The organism is Paenibacillus sp. Z6-24 (genome assembly GCF_054161335.1).
In genome coordinates this window covers 4,632,264-4,654,705 of sequence record NZ_CP096398.1, presented here as the reverse complement: position 1 = coordinate 4,654,705, position 22,442 = coordinate 4,632,264, and the positions used below count along the sequence as shown (strand labels likewise).

Genomic DNA, 22,442 nt, shown 5'->3' with positions numbered 1-22,442 from the left:
GAAACGAGGCGGTTAATCGGGCTCTGAACTGTCTATCGGCAGCGCATGAATTGGCAAAGTAAAAGCAGCGGAATGGAAAATGAAAACTCCCGTTATCCAGTAGAATACATTAGGATAACGGGAGTTTTTTATAGGAAAGTGCAGCAAACAGATCCATTTCGTGTGTGCATACTGGCTGTGAGGGTGGTTTTGTCTGGCGTGCATAATGAAACGGAGCAACCATCCACCTCATTCTGGAAGTCCGCTATAGCGGCTTTCGTGAATCGAATTCCACTGTCACTTCGTGCTCCTGCTCTTCACCGGCATACCATGGGTTCAAATGGACAAGCACTTCGGTGACCTGTGTATCGGCAGTCATAATATTTTTCTTCATCATCCGGGAGATATCATGTCCCTGCTGGATGGTCAGTGTGGCATCGACACCGATACGGACATCGACGACGATATACTGGCCATGTTCCCGGGCGCGGATGCGGTCGATTCGTTTGACCTCCGGCATATTCTGGAGTACGGTGGCATACGCTTCGAGCTTCTCCGGATGAACAGCCTTTTCCATCAGGATATCAATGGAATCGCGTCCGGTCTCATACGCCAGCTTGAGGATCAGCAGGGCGACGATGATTCCGGCGAGCGGATCGCCATAGGAGAGCAGGGACCAGCCGTACGCTTCACCGATCAGCCCAAGACCGATACCGGCACAGGCGGCTGCCGAGGCGTATACATCGGCCAGATGATCCTGGGCGGTCGCGATCAGCCCTTTGCTGTTGGCTTCGCGTCCGATACGCATTGTGTATACATACAGCACCATTTTCCAGATCAGCGAGATAATCGCCGCGAACAGTGCGATAATATGCGGCTGGGCAGGCGGCTCGAACAGCAGCATAAAGGAATGATAGCCGATATACAGCGCAGCGATTAGCAGGATAGCGGCGACGACGCTGGCACCGACGACCTCAGCCTTGCCGTGGCCATACGGATGATCTTCATCCGGCGGCATGGACGAGATGCGCATGGAACCGAGAGCGGTTGCCGAAGCGATCACATCGCCGGCGTTATGGATGCCGTCCGCGATCAGTACCTGACTGTTGAACAGTACGCCGACGATCAGCTTGAGCAGTGTCAGTATGACGTTACTGACCAGACTGGCCCAGGCTGCGAGCATGGATGAATTAAGGGTTCTATTCATTAGTATGGCCTCCTGCAATATATATACTGCCGGAAGTTGCGCCGGCGTATGAGCATAAGGATCACATAATAAGCTTCTTTATTATGTAAACGAAATAATTTGAATATAATCGGTAGGCTGCGAGCTGACAGCTCCAGGCGATTCAGGTACAGAGAGCCAGGCTGCCGACACAGCAAAACAGTGCCATTCCAAATGACACGAAGTATTAATATAGCATAATTGTGCCTATTAACCAAGCCATTTTCCAAACCGAATCATGACGCAGGAAAAGCGCCTCGTCTTCAGACAGAGAGGCGCTTTGCAGTATAGGTACAGTACGTAAATTAGGCTACGATTGCTGCTTCAGTGTCCTGATAATCATACGGCTTTAGCGCCTAGGATTACTGTACTTATCTGATCTGCCGGATGTTAGGGATTAGCAATTAGTAAACTTTGTACTCAGCCGGTCTGCTGCGGCTGCTTGTCCTCGTCCAGACAGCGCAGTACCTGGTAACCGTAGGCTGGCAGCTGGCATTTCAGCAGGCCGCCTTCCAGCTGCAGTTCCCGATTTTTCAGCACATCTTCCCATTTTGTGCCTTTGATATCAATCTCGATATCGATCGGCTCGCTGGAGCTGTTCATGGCAATGATGAATTTTTCTTGGTCATCGTAGCGCTCATAGACCAGTTCATTGCTGCCCTTGCGGGAATGAAGGAAGCGGAAAGTACCCTGGCGCAGTGCAGAGTACTGCTTGCGCATTCCGATAATCTGCTGGTAGTAGGCAAACAGTTCACGATCCTGTTCTTCTTCCTCCCAGACCATACAGCGGCGGCAGTCCGGATCGCCCTCGCCTTCCATGCCGATCTCATCTCCATAATAGATACAAGGGGCACCGGTAAAGGTCATCTGGAACAGCGCGGCCAGCTTGAGGCGGTTCTTGTCTCCGCCTGCTACCGTCAGTGCGCGCGGGGTATCATGACTGTCGATCAGGTTAAAGGCCACTTCCGCCACCTGACGAGGATAACGAGACATCTGGTTGCCGATCGCATGCGAGAACGTCTGGGCGTCGGTTACATCTTTAATGAAGAAATCCGTTACGGCATTTTTGAAAGGATAGTTCATGACCGAGTCGAACTGGTCGCCCTGCAGCCATGGAATCGATTCGTGCCAGATCTCGCCGAGGATATAAATATCCGGATTGATGTTTTTCAGGGTCAGCCGGAATTCGCGCCAGAACTGGTGATCCACCTCGTCCGCTACGTCGAGGCGCCATCCGTCGATACCGTACTCTTCCGCCCAGTAACGGGCTACGCCGAGCAGATATTCTTTGACCTCGGGATTCTCGGTATTCAGCTTAGGCATGAGCGGCTCAAAGTCAAAGGTGTCATATGTCGGGATGCCGTCTTCCACCGCCAGCGGGAATTTGCGCACATGGAACCAGTCTTTGTATTTGGACTGTTCGCCTTTTTCCTGTACATCGACGAAGGGAGCGAACGTTTTGCCGGAATGGTTGAATACCGCATCGAACATGACGCGAATGCCTTTGCTGTGGCAGGTGTTGACGAGCTTTTTGAGCGTTTCCTCGTCGCCAAAGCTCGGGTCGATCTTCATATAATCTTCCGTGTCGTATTTGTGGTTGGTCGTTGCTTTGAAAATAGGGCACAGGTAGATCGCGTTCACGCCCAGCTCGGTCAGATGATCCAGATGATCGATAATGCCCTGCAGATCACCGCCAAAGAAATTGTTCCACTCCGGCTTGCCGCCCCATGGCAGCGTGCCTTCCGGATCGTTGGAGGTGTCGCCATTGGCGAACCGTTCCGGGAAAATCTGATAAAACACAGCATCTTTTACCCAATCCGGCGTGGTGAACACATCGACCGGGTTGATAAACGGAATATCGAACAGACGGTCCATCTGCGGCTCTTCCGCACCGAACTTGTCTTCGTCCATCCAGATCTCTTCCTGGTCATCCGCCAGCTTAAATCCATATTTGAGACGGCGATACGGCGGCTTGACGGCGCATTCCCAGTAATCGAACAGATCATCGGTCGCAAAGATGCTCATCGGTACGAGTTCTTTGGACTTTTCCCACATGTACTTGTCGCCTGCGAGTGCCCAGGCCTGCTTGACATCCTGCTTTTTGGTGCGCAGACGCAGATGGATGGTCTCGCGGTCGTACGGATAACCCCAGTTCAGTTTTGGACGGTGATAGACGGCTTCGATCAGCATGCATGTTCCTCCTGTGTTTGTTATGTAAAGGCTAACGATTTTTACCCCGAAAGGGTAGAGTGGAACCAGAATATGCCACTTCTTTTAATGGCTGTTATCCAAATCGTGAGCAGGCTGCGAAAGAGCTGTTTTATTGTACCGCATAAGGTTTGAGGATTAATGTAACGAAGATCTTTATTTCTTTAAGAAATGAGCCTGCTGTAGGCAGACCACTGATCAATCCATACACAGATAAATAGGTACAAACCAAAAGGAGAATCCACCTGATCTAACCCTAGGCAAGATTCTCCTTTTTGGATATGGACAATTACTCCAGCCACTCTGGAGAGCACGAACCATGAGGCACCAGCACTGTCCGATACTCACCCGGCGTCTCCGACATATACACCTGATCAGTCACGCCCTGATAATGGCCGCATACCGTGTCGGCCGTAAACAGCTCTGGATCAAGATACAGATATTCCTCGGACGATCCTAATAGATGTCCATAAAAACGAGAAAAGTTTCTGAATGCGAGTCTTTGACCGTCTTGTTATTTGCATTGATATGACGAGATTCCAAAACTGCAATATATGTAAAAAAACAGGCCAGAGCATGACATGCCCCGGCCCGTCTATTAAGCTTATTCTTCAGTTGCAGTTTAGATCTACTTGCATTTACATTCCGCAGAAGGCAAAAGTGACCAAAAGATGCATCAGCACCAAGCGGAGAAAAGGGAATAGGGGCAAAGGACGACCTTGGAGCCTGGAAATTGACCTTTGACCTCTTCCATAATTTCCAGGCTCCACCGGAGGACGTGCCCCTATCTCTTTTCGGAGCGGATGCTGCCGAGCAATCCATCTTTTCAAAGCGACTACTGCCAAGCGCCCTAACGCCCCAGCTTTTCATCGCAAATGATGCCTCTGCTCCGTAGGCTGCTCCAAATGCTCAACCACTCAGGAATTGCGCTTCATCACACTTTTCAGATGAGAAAACACTTCAAAACTCTGCTGCCCATGATACGAGCCCATGCCACTTTCACCCACACCGCCAAATGGCAGATAATGCGAAGTCATGTGGGACAGCGTGTCATTGATACAGCCACCGCCGAAGGATACAGTGCTCAATACCTGTTCCTGCAGCTGCTCATCCTGGGTGAACAGATACAGTGCCAGCGGTTTTGGACGGCTCACGATTTCGTCCAGCAGTGGGTTCAGATCGTCATACTCGATCACCGGCAGGATCGGTCCGAAGATCTCTTCCTGCATGATTGGTGAATTCCAGTCTATGCCGCCGAGCAGAGTCGGTTCGATCAGCAGTTGATCACGATCGGAACGGCCGCCGATCAGCACTTCTTCGCCTTTCATTAGAGTAGACAGGCGGTCAAAGTTGCGCGCATTTACGATATGCGGGAAGTCCTGATTTTGCATGACATCTTCGCCCTGCTTGTCCTTGATCTCTGCCTGGATCAGTTCCAGCAGCTGGGCACGTACATCCTTGTGGACCAGCAGATAGTCCGGGGCTACGCACGTCTGACCGGCATTGAGGAACTTGCCGCGAACGAGACGCTGCGCCGTGATCTGCAGATCCGCATCATGATGGACAATGCTTGGGCTTTTGCCGCCGAGTTCCAGCGTTACCGGAGTCAGATGTTCGGCAGCGGCTCTCATGACGATGCGGCCGACGCTGGTGCTGCCAGTAAAGAAGATATAGTCGAATTTCTCTTTGAGCAGAGCAGTGCTGGCTTCCACTTCACCTTCGACGACGGCGATATATTCTTGAGGGAACAATTCATGGATCAGATCGTAGGTCAATTTGGATACGGCAGGAGTCAGTTCGGAAGGCTTGAGCACCGCACAGTTACCTGCTGCAATCGCACCCACCAGCGGACCGAATGCCAGCTGGAACGGATAGTTCCATGGTGCGATAATCAGCGCCACACCATACGGTTCCGGATAAATGGTGCTGACCGCATCCGGCAGCGCTGCTGCGGTTGGAACCTGACGTGGTGCTGCCCACTGCTCCAGGTGCTCCAGTGCAAAGTCGATCTCGCCCATAACGATGCGAATCTCCGAACCGTATGCTTCGGCTTCTGACTTATTCAAGTCAGAACGAAGTGCATCCAGAATACGCTGGTGATAATTTTCGATTCCCTGTCTCAGCTGCCGCAGGGCAGTCATCCGGTAAGCTACGTCTTTGGTCTGGCCTGTATAAAAGAACGTCCGCTGCTGCTGGACGAGTGGTTGTACATTAAGCATGAATAGTCAGCTCCTCAATAAATGTTTGATACAATTGTATTTATTTACATATGATTACTCGCAATATATCGGATTATAAGACAGGAAATGTTATGTTACAATAACCAGATGATCCAAATATGAGGTTTATGCCACAGATGGGTAATAAATGTAGGCATAACTGCCGAATAAATAGAGAAATACCCGGTTACAGAAAGGATGCAGCGATGAAAGAGCACAGGGAAGATCCGCGGGTGCTGCGGACGCGTACTGCGCTGCATAATGCACTCAAGCAGCTGATGCAGGAGCAGGCGTATGACAAAATTACGATTCAGGATATCACCAAGCTGGCTGCCGTGAATCGCAAAACCTTTTATCTGCATTATGAATCCAAGGACCATCTGCTGTACACCGTGACAGACGAGATGCTGGATGAATTGTTCGGTGAGGCGAGGGATGCGGGTTCTTTTGACCAGTCGGTGGATGAGCTGCAGCGTTATATCGCCGGCCGGATTTTCGAATATATGATTCGGTACCGGCGCTTTTTCGAGGTCATGTTCGAGCGCAAGGCGATGTTCAACTTTGTCTCTTATATGAAAAGCTATATCGCGCGGTTCTATGAAGAGAAGTTTGCGGAGCTGGATGACGACAAGCTGCCTGTGCACAAGGATGTCATCGCCAGCTATATCAGCTCCGCCTACGTAGGCATCATTCACTGGTGGCTGGAAAACGGCATGCCGTATACCCCCGAAGAAATGACCGAGCAGATGATCCTGCTCAACTCCCACGGACCGATCCATATTATTCGTACGTACAAAGGTGAGGAATAACAACGCAGCACGCCCAAAATAGCGCAGTACGCAAAGCGAGGAGAGCACACCTGATCAGGCTGTGCTCTCTTCTTTGTCGTTGACATAAAAGCTGAAGGATGTAAATTCTTAGACGTAATGCATACTTTTTGCTGTAACCAACGTCCATAAACTTAGAAAGGATGTGTTGATCATACTTAAAATTACAATTGCTCTTGCAGCTTTAACGCTGACCATCTGCTTGGCGGGCTGCAGTAAGGAAACTACTGCTCCCAGTCCGTCCCAGGAGCCAGCCGCTGCTACCAACCCGACAGTACCAGCCCCTTCCGAACAAGCTAACAGTGCAGAGGAGAAGCCAACAGCCCAGCCAATTACCGATAAAATCAAGTGGGATCAGGTCAACGATCCGCTCGTGAATAATGCGATGAAAGCACAACTCCAAGCAGCAATAGATGCCATGGCAGCCGGGGATGTCGATCAATTTCATCAAGCGATCGGCAGGGATATGGGAACTGCTTTTGATTACCTGTTGAATAATACGATGGAGTTTACAAGCGTGCTCGCGGCGTACAAAGAATACGGACGTATCGTTGTTCCTATTCAGGGTCATTCAAAAGAGACAAAAGAAGAGAGTGAATTATCCCTTTCTTTTTATTTTGTAAAAGATAAAGGCGGAGAATGGAAATTGGGATCAATTGATTAGGGACATTACTTTACAAAAAAAGAAAAGACGCCGTCAGGGCGTCTTCATTGCTTGGGAGAGAATGCTTGAGATCAGCTGACTTCTGGAACGAGCTCCAGAAGTCAGCTGATCCCATGGCGAAATAAATGAGCTGCCCGATCCTCAGGCAAGCTTCCCCGGTTATGAATTAGCCAGAAATGCCGACACTGTCCGTTTCGTTGACCCGTGCGTTGTCCTTAATCTTGTTAAGCAGTCGGCGCAGCACAATCAGTTCCTCATCCGAGATGCCGTCCATCAGATCCAGGCTGATCTCTTTCATAATGACAGCGACGTCCTGTTTCAGCCGTGCGCCTTCGGGAGTCAGATAGATTTTGAAGCAGCGGCGGTCATCGGTGCAGGTGATCTTGCGGATAAAGCCTTTGCTCTCCAGATTGGAGATCATGCGTGTAATATTGGTTTTGTCCTTGCCGAGGCGTTCGCCGATCTCATTCTGGGTGAGGCCGTCTTTTTTCCATAACAGCATCAGTACAAAAGTCTGTTCGGGAGCAAGATTGAATGGAGCCAATTTATTTTTAATATATCCGGCAATCGCAAGATGAACGTCACGAATGAATACGGTATAGCTCTTTTCTAAGTCATATGGCATGAGTATTCACCCTTACATGTTTTCGTATTTGGTATCGCATACATAATTATAGTTGCTATATCAACCTTTTAATCGACGTTAGACTAACACTTTTATTCGTACCTGTCAACGCAGCTATTCACAAACGATCAAAAGTTACCGATAAATAATTTAGCAGACAAGTAATATTCATTGTGAAACTTTCATTTTTACTCTTGACATTGTTCGACACAAGGTCTATTGTAAATTTTGTAAAGAACGACTGTCACAAAAGAGACACAATGAAAGATTGACTTCACGACGAGGCTTCGATATAAGCTGTGTTTGCTAAAACCAGTCCACATACCGGGTCGCTCGTTTATTTTTTGCCGATATAGTTGCTATATCAACCGTATAGTAAACCCATGAACTAAGTCTGAATACTTACACCCATGCGATATAGAGAAAAGGGTGAGGTACATTTTGGAGGAGAAACCATTATGGAAGCTATGACATTTGTATTGTTCGGTTCAACAGGGGATTTGGCAAAACGCAAAATCTTCCCTGCATTGTATAATTTGTTTATTGATCGCAAAATGCCTGAAGCATTCTCCATTATTGGCCTGGGACGCAAATCATTCAATGATGCGACTTTCCAGACTTATGTGGAACAGGCTCTACAGGAATTTTCCCGTAATACACCGGAAGATCGTGAGACAGTGGACGCATTCCTGCGTTCGATCCGTTATCACATTCTGAATGTTGATGATACAGCCGGCTATCAGGAATTGCTGAAGCTGGTGGAACAGCGCGAGACCGAGCTGAATATCCCGCAAAACCGCATGTTCTACATGTCCGTAGCGCCGGAATTCTTTGAAGTGATCGCGGATAATATCAAAGCAAGCGGCCTGGGCAATACAACAGGCTGGAAACGTCTGATCATCGAGAAGCCGTTTGGTCATGATCTGGCTTCGGCACGTCAGCTGAACGAACAGCTGAGCAGAACTTTTGCTGAAGAAGAAATTTTCCGTATCGACCACTACCTCGGCAAACCGATGGTACAGAACATGGAATCGTTCACTTCCGCGAACCCTGTCATTCAGTCCCTGTGGAATAACCGCCACATCGCAAATGTACAGATCACCGCTTCCGAAGTGGTAGGCGTGGAAGAACGTGCAGGTTACTATGATCATACCGGAGCGATCCGTGATATGGTGCAGAACCATATGCTGCAGGTGCTGATGATGACAGCGATGACGCTTCCTGGCGGCCATACGGCTGACGATGTGCGTACACACAAAAAGTACATCGCCAAAGCACTGCGTCCGATTACCAAAGAAGATGCGCACAAGCACTTCGTACGTGCCCAGTATACTGCCGGTGAAATGAACGGCAAGGAAGTACAGGGTTACCAGGACGAGCCGGGCATTGCGCTGGGTTCCAACACGGACACATTCGTGGCTGCACGCGTCTGGGTCGACGATTTCTCCTGGCAGGGCGTACCGTTCTACATCCGTACCGGTAAACGCATGAAAGAGAAATCCACCCGTATCGTCGTGGAATTCAAGAACACGATGCAAAATAACGATATCTGCGTCGATTGCGACGGCCAGCCGAACATGCTGACCATCAGCATCAATCCCGAAGAGAAAATCATGCTGCAGCTGAACCGCCGCAATGTCAAAACCGGCCAGCTGGAGCCAATGACTTCCGAATTCGTCATGGGTACCGACAACGATCCGGAAGCTTACGAGCTGCTGATCGGTGACGCCCTGAACGGCGACGCTACTTTCTTCGCTCACTGGGATGAAGTGGAACTGTCCTGGCAGTGGATCCAGCCGATGCTGGAAGCTTTTGCAGACAACAGCCTGCCGGTTCACGAGTATGCAGCCGGCACTTATGGTCCCGAAGCATCCAACGCACTGCTGGCTGAACAGGGATTCCGCTGGCTCGGAGACAAAGCGGTTACTCCGGTCAGAGAAAGCGCCGTTGTACGCTAATCGTTAATCACGACCTGATCCTTATATAATTGAATGAGTGGCATACGCTCTGGTTAATGATGGACAGAGCGTATTCTCCATGCTTTCAGAGCCGGATTCCGGCTTTGTCAAACCGCTTTGTGTCTCCATGCACAAGGCGGTAATAGATTCGGACGTAGGAACAAGCGTCCGGGGTGAGTGTTATATACTTGCCGCAGTGGATAGAGAGTACGACCAAAAAAAGAGGGATACCAATCCCCAACAACACGGAGGACTATACAATGAAAATCGGACTGATTGGCTTAGGCAAAATGGGTATGAATCTGGGACAAAACCTGATGGACCACAATCATGAAGTGGTTGCATTTGACCTGAACAAAGAAGCGGTAAAAGAACTGTCCGGCATGGGCGCACAGGGTGCAGACACCATCGCTGAAATGGTCGGCAAACTGGAAGCACCGCGCGTGGTATGGGTAATGGTACCTCACGGCGTCGTTGATTCCGTACTGGCTGAAGTAGCTCCGCTGCTGTCCGAGAACGATATCGTGATCGAAGCAGGGAACTCCCACTACAAAGAATCGATCCGCCGCTACAACGAAATGAAAAAAAGCGGTATCCGTTACATGGACGCAGGTACTTCCGGCGGCATGAGCGGTGCTCGTAACGGCGCTTGCTACATGGTTGGTGGCGACAAAGAAGCTTGGGAAATCGTAGAACCGATCTTCCGCGATACAGCTGTAGAGAACGGCTACCTGTATGCTGGTGAAGCCGGTAGCGGTCACTACCTGAAAATGGTCCACAACGGTATTGAGTACGGTATGATGGCAGCAATCGGTGAAGGCTTCGAAGTTCTGGAGAAGAGCCCATACGACTTCAACTATGAAAAAGTGGCACGCGTATGGAACAACGGTTCCGTTATCCGCTCCTGGCTGATGGAACTGACTGAAAATGCATTTGCCAAAGACGGACGTCTGGAAGAAATCCAGGGCATCATGCATTCTTCCGGTGAAGGTAAATGGACCGTTGAAGAAGCGATGGATCTGCAAATGGCAACTCCGGTTATCGCGCTGTCCCTGCTGATGCGCTATCGTTCTCTGGATAACGATACATTTACAGGTAAAGTCGTAGCTGCTCTGCGTAACGAATTTGGCGGCCACGCTGTTGAGAAAGCAAGCAAGTAAGATTGCAGCAACCCAGATTTGAATATATGACGGAGTAAAGAAGGGCATCCTTGCCGGTCATAGCCGGCCCATATGGGTTTTGACTTCTGCGCCGTTATATAACAAAGCCTCTGTACCAGTGAAGAGATATCTTCCTGCGTACAGAGGCTTTTTGTGATGCCTGTAGGTCGTTCTATACCTGTATATGGTTGATCGGCATGTGTTTAATAGTGCGAGGATATGACCACCGCAGATACATGAGTGTACTGTGTAATCAGGTCTCCTGCGGAACAGGATCGCCGGGATTATCCATATCACGGATCACATTCAGAATGACCAGAAAATCCGCTGTCTCCTCGGTTTTGAACAATTCCACGACCTGATGAACTTCTACATAATCATTCTGATACTGTCTCTGACGACGGACGATCTCGGCGAGTGTGGCACCGAGTGACGTATTTTCCCAGCTGGCAATGCTCAGTTCGATATAAGCTTGTGATTTCAGAATATTCATGGGTTCCTCCTGTTTATAGGAATTTGTCATTCAATTCCATAACTGTCTTCACCACCATAGCATACCTGCGGCAAGGAAACCAAATATAAAGCGCACAGCCTGCCTAAGGGTACATAAAAGGAAGTGTATACCCGGGCAGTCTTTGAGAGAATGCCGTTCATTTTCGACAAATCTGTAAATGGATATCAAAGCGCCTATTTTCTTTTTTTTCTGAAAAAACAGATTTATTTCTCAAATGACGTTGACGTTAACGTGAGATAGTACTATTATATTCATATAAGATATGTAAATATTTAAATAAAGAAGGTGGACACAATAACTCTTTACAAGATTGATGAAGTGGCAACGGAATGCAATCTGACCAAACGTACACTTCGCTATTATGAAGAGATCGGATTGGTGTCACCGCAGCGGAGCGATGGCAACACCCGGCTGTATACACGTGAAGATATCGAGCGGCTCAAGAAAATCATCAGCGCGCGTGATGTGCTCGGATTTTCGCTGCAGGAACTGCAGCGGTATATCGAAGTTGTCGAGATGCTAAGAGGACAGCGTGAGCGTTACCGGAGCATTACCGATGATGAGCAGCGCAGACACCAGCTGGAACAGATTGATCGTACGCTCGGCGAGCAGCTGGCGATGATGCAAGAGAAGATTCGCACCATTCATTCATTCAAGGATGAAGCGGAGCAGCTGCGTGAACAGGTACGTGAAGGTCTGGCGAGGCTGAGCCGGGAAACGGACAGCTAAGACGGTTTGATTTGTAATTTGCAAGAGGGTTGAATCCATTTCTGCAGATCGGTGAATATGTCAATAGATTCACATTACAGTTCATTCTTTACACATACCGGATATTCGATGGAGCCGGTCTTTCCTTTTGTCTCTAAATACTTAGCAAAACAATAAAATAATTTTGGTGTGAATCAGCACAATCAAGGAGGAGTTTTTCATTATGAGTAGTAAACCAGCAACTGCAAAGCAGCTGCCACAGCAGGGCGGATTATTATCCCAGCCCAAAGCCGTATGGGCCGTTGCTTTTGCCTGTGTTATTTCATTTATGGGTCTTGGATTGGTTGACCCTATTTTGCCAGCGATCGCGAGTCAACTGAACGCGACACCAAGTCAGGTGTCTCTGCTGTTCACCAGCTACAATCTGGTAACCGGTCTGGCTATGCTGATCACTGGCGTCGTATCCAGCCGGATCGGTATTAAATGGACATTGTTAACCGGTGTGCTGCTGATCATCATCTTCTCGGCACTCGGTGGATATTCGGATACGATCGGTCAGATCGTCGGTTTCCGTGGTGGTTGGGGACTTGGTAATGCACTGTTCATCGCAACCGCGCTGTCTGCTATCGTTGGACTGTCCACTTCCGGTACAGCCAAAGCGATCATTTTGTATGAAGCTGCACTTGGACTCGGTATCTCGGTCGGCCCGCTGCTGGGTGGTGAGCTGGGTTCCATTTCATGGCGCGGCCCGTTCTTCGGTGTCAGTGTACTGATGCTGATCGGCTTTTTCTTCATTCTGTTCATGCTGCCCAAGATTCCCAAACCAAAAACACGCAGCACGCTGGCGGACCCGTTCCGCGCACTGAAATTCCCGGCGCTGAAAACGCTGGCGATTGTCGCTTTCCTGTATAACTTTGGTTTCTTCACCCTGATGGCTTATTCCCCTTATGTCATGGGACTGGATGAGCACGGTCTTGGTTATGTGTTCTTCGGTTGGGGGATGCTGCTGGCGATCACTTCCGTATTCGTGGCACCGAAGCTGCAGGCTCGCTTTAACCTGGCCGGTTCGATGGGCGTTATGCTGACCCTGTTTGCACTGGATCTGGTATTTATGGGTCTGGGCGCAGCGACTGGTTCGCCAACGCTGGTCATTATCGGTGTTATCGTCGCCGGTATTTTCCTCGGTATCAATAATACGCTGATCACTACAGCGGTGATGGAATCGGCTCCGGTCGAGCGTTCGGTTGCTTCGGCAGCATACAGCTTTGTCCGCTTCCTCGGTGGTGCGGTATCGCCATTCCTGGCAGGTAAACTGGCAGAATGGTACAACTCGGCGACTCCATTTTACTTTGGCGGTGCGATGGTGCTCGTGGCGGTAATCGTGCTGGCGGTGCGTCGTCGTCATCTGGCGGGAATTGATGTGTCGCACGGGCATTAATTTGGGGTGTGCTTGCATCATCCGCTGCGCAAAGAGATTCTGCCATTCCCTCCGGTTAAGCAGGGAGATCTGGAATGACCGCATGGCGGTCGATCTCCCTGCTTAAATGTCGGTCATTGGCAGAATTCTCTTTGCTCCGCTTGGTGCGGGAAGCTTGGATTGGAGCAGGGTAAAAGACCTTAAAGAACTGAAAGAGTTAAAAGACCTGAAAGTGTTAAGAGATTTAAAGAAGAGTTGGAAAATAATTAAAAGAAGCTCCAAAGGAAGATTCTATGAGTAAGGATATGGAGCATTGGAAAAAAAGTTAAGGCTGTATATGGAGTATATAGTGGACTGACAGGTATCAAATAGATGAAATGGAGGAACAGATCATGGCAGAAGTACAGGGTAGTTCAGCGTATCAGCGTATACTGGTGGCAGTTGATGGTTCCGAGCATGCGCAGCGTGCATTGGAACATGCGGTGCAGCTGGCGAAAGGGCTGCAGATCGCACCACGTCTGACCGTGCTGCATGTGAATCCGGTCATGATGGTAGCGGAGCCGCCGCTCGGGGTGGATGTGGATGAGCGTCTGGATGAAGAAGGTCATGCGATGACCGAGCCTTATCGTGCGTATCTGGATACGACAGGCGTACAGTATGAGGTGCGCTATCACACCGGTGATCCGGCGACTGTGATCTGTGATGCTGCCAACGATGAAAAGATGGATCTGATCATTATGGGTACACGCGGGAAAAGTGCGGTATCCGAGCTGTTCCTGGGCAGCGTGAGTCACAAGGTGATTCAGCATGCTCATTGTCCGGTCATGACGGTGAAGTAAGAGAACGGATAAGAACGTACGAAAGAGGATATGAAATCCTGTATTATCGCGTAGATATTAGGACTTTTTTGAGTGGATGAGATTGGTCCGGCCTTTTTGAAGAGGGAATATGATAAATGGCAAAGCACCGGTACATTATAGTCATGTATCGGTGCTTTTTTGTAGCCGTTGGTCTTTATTTCTATATAGCAGTACATCAAACAGTCCAAATACGGCTATATAAACCGACAGAATTTGTATGTCCAGTACAGTCAGGACAGACACTACATATAGAACCAGTGCAATAGCCAGAAAAAGGGGCAGTACCAGCCGTTTTGCTACAAAATAACGAAGCAGCGCAGATAACAGGCCTCCACCGATCAGAATAAAACTCCAGCTGGTCATCACCGCGAAGATGACTATTCCGATGAGGTCTTCCCAGCCGAAATGAATCAGATCCGTATCCGAATCTCGATCCATAATCAAGAGCAGGGTAGGAACAATGACCGAAGTTAGCAGTGTAACCCATAAATAATGTTTGATCAGTGGATGCACAGTGCGATCTCCTTTTCCAAAAGGTTGATGATTATATTCCAGCATAGCCCAACCCATTAGCTTATTCAATGTTATGGTTCTTGCAGCCTTCAACATTGAGCCAAGCGGGATACAGAGTAATAATGAAAGCAAGATACTGAAACAAAAAGAACCCGGTTTAACTACCCGGGTTCTGTATATCCATATGATCGCTATGTGCCTATAAGTTCATAGACAATACCTATAAATCGCTGGGTCTTGTGAGCCTATATCGCTGCATTCTTTACACCATTACCTGTACCTGCTCAATGGCAGAGCGGATCACCTGGCAGGAATGATGGAACTGGCGCTGTTCGTTTTCTTCCAATCGCAGCTCAATGATTTCCTGAATACCTTCTCCGGAAATGATAGCGGGTACGCCTGCACATACATTTTGTTCACCATACTCACCGTCGAGGATCGCAGATACGGCAATAATCCGGTGCTCATCATACAGAATCGAGCGGGCGATATGGGCGAGCGCGTTGCCGATGCCGAACTGGGTATGGCCTTTGCGGGTGAAGATCTCCCAGCCGGCATCCCGTGTCTTAAGTGCCACATCGTCGAGACTGAGCTCGGGGAAGCGCTGGGCATGCTGCTCCATAATATGCAGCAGCGGCTTGCCGCCGATCGTGACATGTGACCAGGCGACAAATTGGGATTCGCCATGCTCGCCGAGTACATAGCCGTGTACGCTGCGCGGATCAATCGAGAACACATCAGACAGAATCGTCTTGAGACGGGAAGAGTCAATGGATGTGCCTGTACCAATAATGCGTTCTCTTGGCAGACCGGAGTACTGCCATGTCAGGTAAGTGACCACATCAACCGGATTGGCGGCAATGATAAAGATACCGTCAAACCCGCTTGCCATGATCGGATCGGTAATCTCGCGTACGATCATTGCAGCTTCATGCAGAAGGGTCATGCGGTCCTGGCCCGGCTTGGGATTGGGCCCGGCTGTAATAATGACGATATCCATATCGCCACAGTCATTCAGTGTGCCTGCATACACTTTGGTTCGATGAGACGTAAAGTCCATACAGTGCGAGAGATCCAGCGCCTGAGCGACTGCTTTCTCGTGGGTGCGTCCCACCATCATAATCTCATCGGCAATCGACTGGTTGATCATGGAATAGGCACATCCCGCTCCGACCATTCCTACGCCGACAATGGCTACTTTTCTGTTCTTTTTTCCCACGCTGTACAGCCCTCCTGTATTCATAATATTAAAGTATTTCCCGGACGTGCCGGTGAATACTGTGCTTGGTTAGAATGATTGCTTCAATTCGAATGTTAATTAACTTTCCATATCTACTATTATACATACTTTTATCAGAATGATAATAAGGAAATATGTCACAATAATTAACTTATAGAGCGGAAATATATCGTTTCCCCCTTTTATATATCTGAAAATACATATCAAAGGCGAACAATCTACCTTCTTTGCTGAATCGGACAGCGGGAGAAAATGAAATTCATGCACAGAAGTTCGGCAGCAGAAATTGCAAAGCTGGAATCTGGCTGCAGGAGACTTATCGGAAATTTGTAGGATAAATTGGCTGATTTCATCTTAATTTCAGGTAGGAAGGGTAATAATAGAAGTGCCATGCCGATTGTGCTGCATCTGCAGGAATAATCGGGCATGCAGATTATAATGCATAATAGTCTTTTGGATCGGAATACTTAATTTATGGGAGGAATTACTTATGGCTGAAGAACAAAATGAATATATTGCACTGGCGAGTCGTCCGCAGGGAACACCTGAGATGGAGAACTTTTCGTTTAACAAGGCTGAATTGAGCAGTCCGGAAGATGGGCAGCTGCTCGTGAAGACACTGTATGTATCTGTCGATCCGTATATGCGCGGACGGATGAAAGATGCCAAATCCTATGCCGCTCCATTCCAGATCGGAGAACCGATTACCGGCGGTTCGGTCGGCAAAGTGCTCAGCAGCAAGCACCCGGACTACAAGGAAGGTGATATTATCGCAGGCGGCTGGGGCTGGCAACGTTATGCGATCGTCGATGGCAATGGTCAGCGCAAAGTCGATCCGGAGCTGGCACCGATCACGACAGCCCTTGGTGTACTCGGCATGACCGGACTGACGGCTTATTACGGCACACTGCGTATCGGGAATCCCCAGCCGGGCGAGACGATGGTCGTATCCGGTGCAGGCGGTGCGGTCGGTATGATCGCCGGACAGATCGGCAAGATCAAGGGCGCACGGGTCGTCGGTATCTCCGGTTCGGATGAGAAGAACCGCTATCTTAAGGAAGAGCTGGGATTCGACGAAGTAATCAACTACAAGACCGATCAGCCGATTCGCGAAGCGCTGCAAAAAGCATGCCCGGATGGCATCGACGTGTACTTTGAAAATGTGGGCGGGGACATTACCGATGCGGTAATCGAGCAGCTGAACCGTAATGCACGTATTCCGCTGTGCGGACAGATTTCCCTGTATAATCAGGAAAATCCGGAGATGGGACCGCGCATTCTGCCGGCCTTGCTGACTCGCACCGTGCTGCTCAAAGGCTTCCTGGTCGGCGATTATGCCGATGAGAATGTACAGGCGCTGCAGGAGCTGGGACAATGGGTCCGTGAAGGCAAGCTCAAATACAAAGAGAATATCGTCGAAGGATTCGACCGTATTCCGGAAGCATTCCTCGGACTGTTCACCGGCGAGAACCTGGGTAAGCAGCTGGTCAAAGTAGCAGAAGAGTAAAAGACCAACCTTATCGATATGCTGCTGGACGGCAGAGGATGGTGCCGTTTGGTAAAGGGATTGCCCAACTCATGGGATACGAAAAGGTAAAAGCGCTCACTTTGCCACATGGTTTATAAAATGAAAAAGTAAGCCGCAAAATAACAGCAAAAAAGCTAACCACCATTACCAGGCGGTTAGCTTTTTTGCTGTTATATGTGCTGCTGACAGAGACACAGAAGATTAAAAGGATGAGCATCAAAGGTACTTATACATCTTTGCGAAAACACTCGATGCAGCATCATGATTTTATTTATACCGTAGGCTTGGAATCCGCAGCTGCGGTAATTTTGCGGTATTTGCGGAACATATCGAGCCGCCAGTGCAGCAGGGTACCAAAAGCAAGGATAAAGAACACACCTGCCGTCTGCGGAATAGTAATGTAATTCTCGATAAACCGGTGCAGCAGCAGACGAATCAGCAGCAGCCCGATCAGAATAAACAGGAAGCTTTTGGAACGCTGTACAACCACATCGGTGCCGTTATGCTCGAACCGGGTACCGCGAATCAGCGGATACGAGAAAATAAACCAGCCTGCGAGAAACGCACCGAGTACCCACAGCCATGATACGCGGAAGTCAGGCACAACAAACATAAAAAATCCGGTGCTCATGCCAAGCGGCGGAATCAGAATCTTTTTGACATTAACAGGTCGGTGGTTCGTTCGGGAACGTACGAGAATGGCGGTCAGGGCGATAACGAGCAGACCGACGGTAGAGCCTATCTGTAAAAAGGAGGGACTGAATTGTAACATGATAAAGGACAAACCCCTCTCCTGAATGTAAGTTATTTTGTAAATATGCGATATTTTTGCTGTACGACTCTCAGTTGGAAGAACGGTAAGCATTCAGCCATAACAGACGCTAACTGTAAAGTGAAATACTTTGTTATTATATCATATTTTGGTGATTAATCGCATTGTAGAACCCGGCAAACGTGAACATCTCCCGAAAAGTAAATACCGGACAGCAGAACCTGTAATATCGGGCTAATCCACAGGAGCCGGGCATCCGTACATAAGTTAGATCCGCTGCCCATTTTCCTGACACAGTAGTAGGGGAATGTAGTTGCAGATTAAGCTTCAGGACCTATTGGTATATTCATCGTTATAACCGACATAAAATTGAAAGTCTATTCTTTTGTCCGGCGCTGGTTAGGCGGAGCGCTCTCTCCAATACTTGCAGCGACACGGAAGTCGATGTATCCAAAATGGATTTATTCCATGAACAGAACTCAGCAGGACGCTACAACTATGGTAAGATTAAATTACTATTGTTTTTAAATTAGTCCATTTATTGTTAATTATTATCAGGTAGTAAAATGTACATTTCACCATATTCAATATACAGGGAGGAACAGATGATGTCATCATTTCGTATTTTAATTGCCGAGGATGAGCCTGCGCTGCGATTCCTGCTGCTGGAGACACTTGAAGACGAAGGGTATCAGGTTACAGAAGCCGAAGATGGAGGGCTTGCACGGGAGAAGCTGGCTGATCAGCCATATGACCTGATTATTCTCGATTATATGATGCCCGAAGCGACAGGAATCGAGGTGTGCGAATGGCTGCGTGCCAGCGATAGTGTTAATGCGGACAAGCCGGTCGTTCTACTGACCGCCAAGGCACAGGAAAAAGACCGGATTCGGGCAGAGCAGGCAGGGGTTACGCTTTATATTTCCAAGCCATTCAGTCCATTGCAGCTGCTGGATGCGGTAGAGGAACTGCTGCCTGACGCTGCGGGGAATAACTGATGCAGACCCGCGGGGGATTGGCGCGCCGAATTGCCCGGTGGACGATTGTCGTTTTTTTGATTTTCGGATTGATCGTATTTGCTGTGGAATGGACGTTTAAGCAGCAGGTCTCCCAGATTACGGGTCAGATCAACTATCATCTGGATCAGCAGAATCGGCTTCAGAAAATGGGCGAAGATTATCGTTCCACAGTATCGAATTTCCTTGCGTACCTGGCGTATGGCCGGCAAGACTTTCTGACGGCTGCCCGTACCGATCGGGACAGCTTCCGGAGTGAACTGGAGGATTATCGTACACAGCTCAGCCATACGACCAGTATGGCGCAGCAGCTGGATGAACTGGTGCAGCACAGCGAAGAGTATTTCAGTTACTTTCCAGCCATTCAACAAATGAAGCAGGAGGACAGCCAGGCGGAGATTGAGAGGATGTCCCAGACGACGACCGCACTGGTCGGTGTCGTTAATGAAGAAATGGAGCGGCTGATTACCAGCGAACGAGATCAAGTTAATCTGCTGATGCAGCAGAGTCAGCAGCTCAATTCGCTGGTGCTGTTTATCCCGCTTGTGTTTATCGTATTGGGATTGGGGGCAGCGCTGCTGCTGATTCGCTATCTGCGTGAATTGATCGTCAAACCGGTTATACAGATGGAATCCGCTGTCCGGCGCATTAGCCAGGGGGAAGATATACGGCTGGATCAACGAATTAATAACGATGAGATTGGCGGACTGATGGTTGGCATTAACCATATGAACGATCAGTTAAGGGAGCGTCATCACGAACTGGAAAGAAATTTGCGTCAGATGGCCGAGCAGCATGATGAACTGGAAGCGCAAAATGAAGAGATTCTGGTGCAGCAGTATGAGCAGGAAGTCATTTTGGCAAAGCTGACCGACCGTGAGCGCCAACTGCAGCTGATTAACTCGTATCAGGAAAAGCTGAACGGTTTCATGACGATGAATGCATTTCTGGAGAACAGTCTGCGGGCACTGCTGCAAGCCACCCATCATGATGCATTGATGCTCGTTGTTCAATCGGGACAGGAAGATTCGACTTTTCATGCCATTCATACTCTCGGATGGCCGGAAGATGTGAAACAGACTGCTGAAACTACATTATTCGGACCGGCTCTGCAGGTTATAGAAGAAAAGAAGCCGATCGTACGCAGCCGGGTACTGAGCGGTGAAGAACGCGGTATTCACCGCGGATATGAGCGTGCGGATGACCACTATTATCCTCTTTATGACGATCAGATGCAGGTGATCGGATTTCTGCTGCTGACCAGCTATGGAAGTGCAGCTGTACAGATTCACGACAAAATGCTGACAGAGGGACTGATTAACCAGTTTGGTATGGCGTATCAGGCCCAGCTGGCTGGGGAAGAACGTCTCAAGCAGAGCATCCGGCTGGAAGAACTGAATGCCGAGTTGGAAGTAGAAAAGCTGATGATCCGGCAGCAGCGTGACGCTATTCAGGAGATTATTGATTCGCTGTATGAAGGACTCGTATTATGCGACCGGGAGGGCACGGTGTCCTTTTCCAATAAGCAGGTGAGCCAGGTGCTTCCGGATTTGAAGACCGGTGCGAGTATTGCGTCTCTCGGAGATTATTTGGATACACACAGCGTGCATACGGAGAATCTGAGCGAGCAGATTCAGCAGGCGATTCTGAGTCCTGCCGACGACTGGAAAACCCAGTTCTCGCTTCAGGGACGTGACGGTTCCATCTATTATCTGGAGCTGTATATCAATACGATTACAGGCGTAGACATGAAGGAGTATTATCTGCTCGTCTTCCGTGACCGTACTGAGGAAGAGCAGGCAGATCAGATGAAAAATGAGTTTGTTAGCATTGTCTCCCATGAGCTGCGCACGCCGCTGGCGAGCATTCTCGGCTTTGTGGAGATTCTGCTGCACCGTGAAGTAAAGCCCGAGAAATCACGCAAATATATGGAGACGATTCATCGCGAGGCGAACCGGCTCTCTAATCTGATCAGTGATTTTCTGGATCTGCAGCGGATGGAATCCGGCAAGCAGAGTTATACGCGGGTGCCATTTGACCTGAGAACGGTCGTACATGATGTGGCCAGACAATGGGATGGCAAGCAGGAGCATCAGGTACGGATCGAACTGCCGGCAGCATCCTGCTTTGTCGAAGGTGATGCAGACCGGATCACCCAGGTGATGCATAATCTGATCAGCAATGCGGTCAAGTATTCACCAGGTCAACCGCTGATTGATGTGCGTATCAGCGACGGAGGAACCGACTGGATCGCAGAGGTGCAGGATTACGGACTCGGCATACCGGATGAAGCCAGAGACAAAATGTTCGGCAAATTTTACCGGGTCGATAATTCGGATCGCCGCCAAATCGGGGGGACCGGATTGGGACTGGCGATCGTACGGGAAATTGTGCGCGATCTGGGCGGAGAGGTGACGTTTGACTCCCGTCTGGGTGAAGGCAGTACATTTTCTGTTCGGCTCCCCAAATACCATATTCCTCAGCTTGGCAACAAGGTAGTTATTATCGAGGACGATGATAATCTATCCGGGCTAATCCGGGCGACTTTTGAAGAACAGCATTATGATATTTTGTCGCTCCATACTGCCGAAGCGGCCATGCTCAGTCTAGAGCAGAGCGAGCAGGCGCCGCTGCTGTGCATCGTCGATATTCAGCTTTCAGGCTCCCGCAACGGGTGGGAATTTATCAGTATGCTGAAAAGCCGGGAAGCAAGCCGACATGTACCGGTCATTATCTCGTCGGCGCTGGATCAGCCAGGTGATTTTGCCGAGAAGCCGAATGAGAAATATTTGCAAAAGCCATTTACCGTCGAGCGCATGAAAGAGCTGGGTATGACACTGATCCAGAGTGGAACTCATACAGCCGATGTGGTGATCGCCGGGCACAATGAGCAGGTGATCCAATCGGCATTGAAAAAAAACGGGCTGCATGCCGCTCAAATGCAGGTGAATGAAGACTTCATCAGCGTGGATTTGCTCGGTGAAGAAGACTGATATTCCTGCTAAGATG

18 protein-coding genes are annotated in these 22,442 nt (G+C 49.2%); 10 read left to right on the top strand and 8 right to left on the bottom strand.

The features are described 5' to 3' along the window. Window positions 1-244: 244 nt before the first annotated feature. From M1D61_RS20170 to M1D61_RS20160, 3 genes are all read right to left on the bottom strand, one after another. Window positions 245-1,186: a cation diffusion facilitator family transporter gene (locus M1D61_RS20170; protein WP_458120347.1), complete on the bottom strand. Its 942-nt coding sequence runs from the start codon at window positions 1,184-1,186 to the stop codon at window positions 245-247. A 438-nt stretch (window positions 1,187-1,624) separates the two neighbouring features. After that, window positions 1,625-3,394 (bottom strand): alpha-glycosidase, encoded by a 1,770-nt coding sequence (locus M1D61_RS20165; RefSeq protein ID WP_458120346.1) that lies wholly within the window; start codon window positions 3,392-3,394, stop codon window positions 1,625-1,627. A gap of 935 nt (window positions 3,395-4,329) precedes the next feature. Then, window positions 4,330-5,631, bottom strand: a complete 1,302-nt coding sequence (locus M1D61_RS20160) for an aldehyde dehydrogenase (protein ID WP_458120345.1) — start codon at window positions 5,629-5,631, stop codon at window positions 4,330-4,332. Between the two features lie 206 nt (window positions 5,632-5,837). On the opposite strand from M1D61_RS20160, the gene M1D61_RS20155 reads away from it, so the two are divergent. Together M1D61_RS20155 and M1D61_RS20150 are read left to right on the top strand one after the other, a co-directional pair. After that, on the top strand, window positions 5,838-6,440 hold the full coding sequence (locus tag M1D61_RS20155) for a TetR/AcrR family transcriptional regulator (protein WP_458120344.1): 603 nt from the start codon (window positions 5,838-5,840) through the stop codon (window positions 6,438-6,440). Window positions 6,441-6,606: 166 nt separating this feature from the next. Beyond that, on the top strand, window positions 6,607-7,122 hold the full coding sequence (locus tag M1D61_RS20150) for a hypothetical protein (RefSeq protein ID WP_458120343.1): 516 nt from the start codon (window positions 6,607-6,609) through the stop codon (window positions 7,120-7,122). Between the two features lie 166 nt (window positions 7,123-7,288). Here the strand turns inward: M1D61_RS20150 and M1D61_RS20145 are convergent, their stop codons facing one another. Next, window positions 7,289-7,747 carry a MarR family winged helix-turn-helix transcriptional regulator gene (locus tag M1D61_RS20145; protein ID WP_458120342.1) on the bottom strand — a complete coding sequence of 153 codons (459 nt, stop codon included), beginning with the start codon at window positions 7,745-7,747 and terminating at the stop codon, window positions 7,289-7,291. A 458-nt stretch (window positions 7,748-8,205) separates the two neighbouring features. Here M1D61_RS20145 and zwf point away from each other — a divergent pair, with 458 nt between their 5' ends. After that, the gene (zwf, locus tag M1D61_RS20140; RefSeq protein WP_458120341.1) at window positions 8,206-9,705 is read left to right on the top strand and encodes a glucose-6-phosphate dehydrogenase; all 1,500 of its coding nucleotides are present in this window, start codon (window positions 8,206-8,208) and stop codon (window positions 9,703-9,705) included. A gap of 260 nt (window positions 9,706-9,965) precedes the next feature. Beyond that, a complete protein-coding gene (gene gnd, locus M1D61_RS20135) occupies window positions 9,966-10,865 on the top strand; it encodes a phosphogluconate dehydrogenase (NAD(+)-dependent, decarboxylating) (protein WP_046213742.1) in 900 nt (299 codons plus the stop codon). A gap of 253 nt (window positions 10,866-11,118) precedes the next feature. Here gnd and M1D61_RS20130 read toward each other — a convergent pair whose 3' ends face one another. Next, window positions 11,119-11,358 carry a hypothetical protein gene (locus M1D61_RS20130; protein ID WP_458120340.1) on the bottom strand — a complete coding sequence of 80 codons (240 nt, stop codon included), beginning with the start codon at window positions 11,356-11,358 and terminating at the stop codon, window positions 11,119-11,121. A 315-nt stretch (window positions 11,359-11,673) separates the two neighbouring features. Between M1D61_RS20130 and M1D61_RS20125 the strand changes: the two genes are divergently transcribed. The 3 genes from M1D61_RS20125 to M1D61_RS20115 all read left to right on the top strand — a co-directional run bounded on the left by M1D61_RS20125 (window position 11,674) and on the right by M1D61_RS20115 (window position 14,343). Beyond that, entirely contained in the window at window positions 11,674-12,108 is a 435-nt protein-coding gene (locus M1D61_RS20125; protein ID WP_458122569.1) for a MerR family transcriptional regulator, read from the top strand. Between the two features lie 202 nt (window positions 12,109-12,310). Beyond that, entirely contained in the window at window positions 12,311-13,525 is a 1,215-nt protein-coding gene (locus tag M1D61_RS20120) for an MFS transporter (RefSeq protein ID WP_046213740.1), read from the top strand. Window positions 13,526-13,896: 371 nt separating this feature from the next. Then, complete coding sequence (locus M1D61_RS20115; protein ID WP_458120339.1) at window positions 13,897-14,343, top strand: universal stress protein; 447 nt, start codon at window positions 13,897-13,899, stop codon at window positions 14,341-14,343. Between the two features lie 141 nt (window positions 14,344-14,484). Here the strand turns inward: M1D61_RS20115 and M1D61_RS20110 are convergent, their stop codons facing one another. Beyond that, the gene (locus M1D61_RS20110; protein WP_458120338.1) at window positions 14,485-14,877 is read right to left on the bottom strand and encodes a hypothetical protein; all 393 of its coding nucleotides are present in this window, start codon (window positions 14,875-14,877) and stop codon (window positions 14,485-14,487) included. A 262-nt stretch (window positions 14,878-15,139) separates the two neighbouring features. Continuing rightward, window positions 15,140-16,096: an L-lactate dehydrogenase gene (locus M1D61_RS20105; protein WP_458120337.1), complete on the bottom strand. Its 957-nt coding sequence runs from the start codon at window positions 16,094-16,096 to the stop codon at window positions 15,140-15,142. Between the two features lie 511 nt (window positions 16,097-16,607). Here M1D61_RS20105 and M1D61_RS20100 point away from each other — a divergent pair. Continuing rightward, a complete protein-coding gene (locus tag M1D61_RS20100) occupies window positions 16,608-17,624 on the top strand; it encodes an NADP-dependent oxidoreductase (protein ID WP_458120336.1) in 1,017 nt (338 codons plus the stop codon). Window positions 17,625-17,916: 292 nt separating this feature from the next. Here the strand turns inward: M1D61_RS20100 and M1D61_RS20095 are convergent, their stop codons facing one another. Further along, entirely contained in the window at window positions 17,917-18,417 is a 501-nt protein-coding gene (locus M1D61_RS20095) for a CcdC family protein (RefSeq protein WP_458120335.1), read from the bottom strand. A 608-nt stretch (window positions 18,418-19,025) separates the two neighbouring features. Here M1D61_RS20095 and M1D61_RS20090 point away from each other — a divergent pair. Then, window positions 19,026-19,415, top strand: coding sequence for a response regulator transcription factor (locus M1D61_RS20090; RefSeq protein WP_458122568.1), 390 nt, complete (start codon window positions 19,026-19,028; stop codon window positions 19,413-19,415). Further along, window positions 19,415-22,426 (top strand): ATP-binding protein, encoded by a 3,012-nt coding sequence (locus M1D61_RS20085; protein ID WP_458120334.1) that lies wholly within the window; start codon window positions 19,415-19,417, stop codon window positions 22,424-22,426. Before M1D61_RS20090 ends, M1D61_RS20085 begins: the two co-directional genes overlap by 1 nt. Window positions 22,427-22,442 lie beyond the last annotated feature (16 nt).

What these genes read in the sequence shown, in the direction of transcription:
- M1D61_RS20160 (WP_458120345.1), bottom strand. Translation starts at nt 5,631, where the DNA reads ATGCTTAATGTACAACCACTCGTCCAGCAGCAGCGGACGTTCTTTTAT.
- M1D61_RS20155 (WP_458120344.1), top strand. Translation starts at nt 5,838, where the DNA reads ATGAAAGAGCACAGGGAAGATCCGCGGGTGCTGCGGACGCGTACTGCG.
- M1D61_RS20085 (WP_458120334.1), top strand. Translation starts at nt 19,415, where the DNA reads ATGCAGACCCGCGGGGGATTGGCGCGCCGAATTGCCCGGTGGACGATT.
- M1D61_RS20170 (WP_458120347.1), bottom strand. Translation starts at nt 1,186, where the DNA reads ATGAATAGAACCCTTAATTCATCCATGCTCGCAGCCTGGGCCAGTCTG.
- M1D61_RS20145 (WP_458120342.1), bottom strand. Translation starts at nt 7,747, where the DNA reads ATGCCATATGACTTAGAAAAGAGCTATACCGTATTCATTCGTGACGTT.
- M1D61_RS20090 (WP_458122568.1), top strand. Translation starts at nt 19,026, where the DNA reads ATGTCATCATTTCGTATTTTAATTGCCGAGGATGAGCCTGCGCTGCGA.
- gnd (WP_046213742.1), top strand. Translation starts at nt 9,966, where the DNA reads ATGAAAATCGGACTGATTGGCTTAGGCAAAATGGGTATGAATCTGGGA.
- M1D61_RS20120 (WP_046213740.1), top strand. Translation starts at nt 12,311, where the DNA reads ATGAGTAGTAAACCAGCAACTGCAAAGCAGCTGCCACAGCAGGGCGGA.
- M1D61_RS20115 (WP_458120339.1), top strand. Translation starts at nt 13,897, where the DNA reads ATGGCAGAAGTACAGGGTAGTTCAGCGTATCAGCGTATACTGGTGGCA.
- M1D61_RS20165 (WP_458120346.1), bottom strand. Translation starts at nt 3,394, where the DNA reads ATGCTGATCGAAGCCGTCTATCACCGTCCAAAACTGAACTGGGGTTAT.
- M1D61_RS20130 (WP_458120340.1), bottom strand. Translation starts at nt 11,358, where the DNA reads ATGAATATTCTGAAATCACAAGCTTATATCGAACTGAGCATTGCCAGC.
- zwf (WP_458120341.1), top strand. Translation starts at nt 8,206, where the DNA reads ATGGAAGCTATGACATTTGTATTGTTCGGTTCAACAGGGGATTTGGCA.
- M1D61_RS20095 (WP_458120335.1), bottom strand. Translation starts at nt 18,417, where the DNA reads ATGTTACAATTCAGTCCCTCCTTTTTACAGATAGGCTCTACCGTCGGT.
- M1D61_RS20100 (WP_458120336.1), top strand. Translation starts at nt 16,608, where the DNA reads ATGGCTGAAGAACAAAATGAATATATTGCACTGGCGAGTCGTCCGCAG.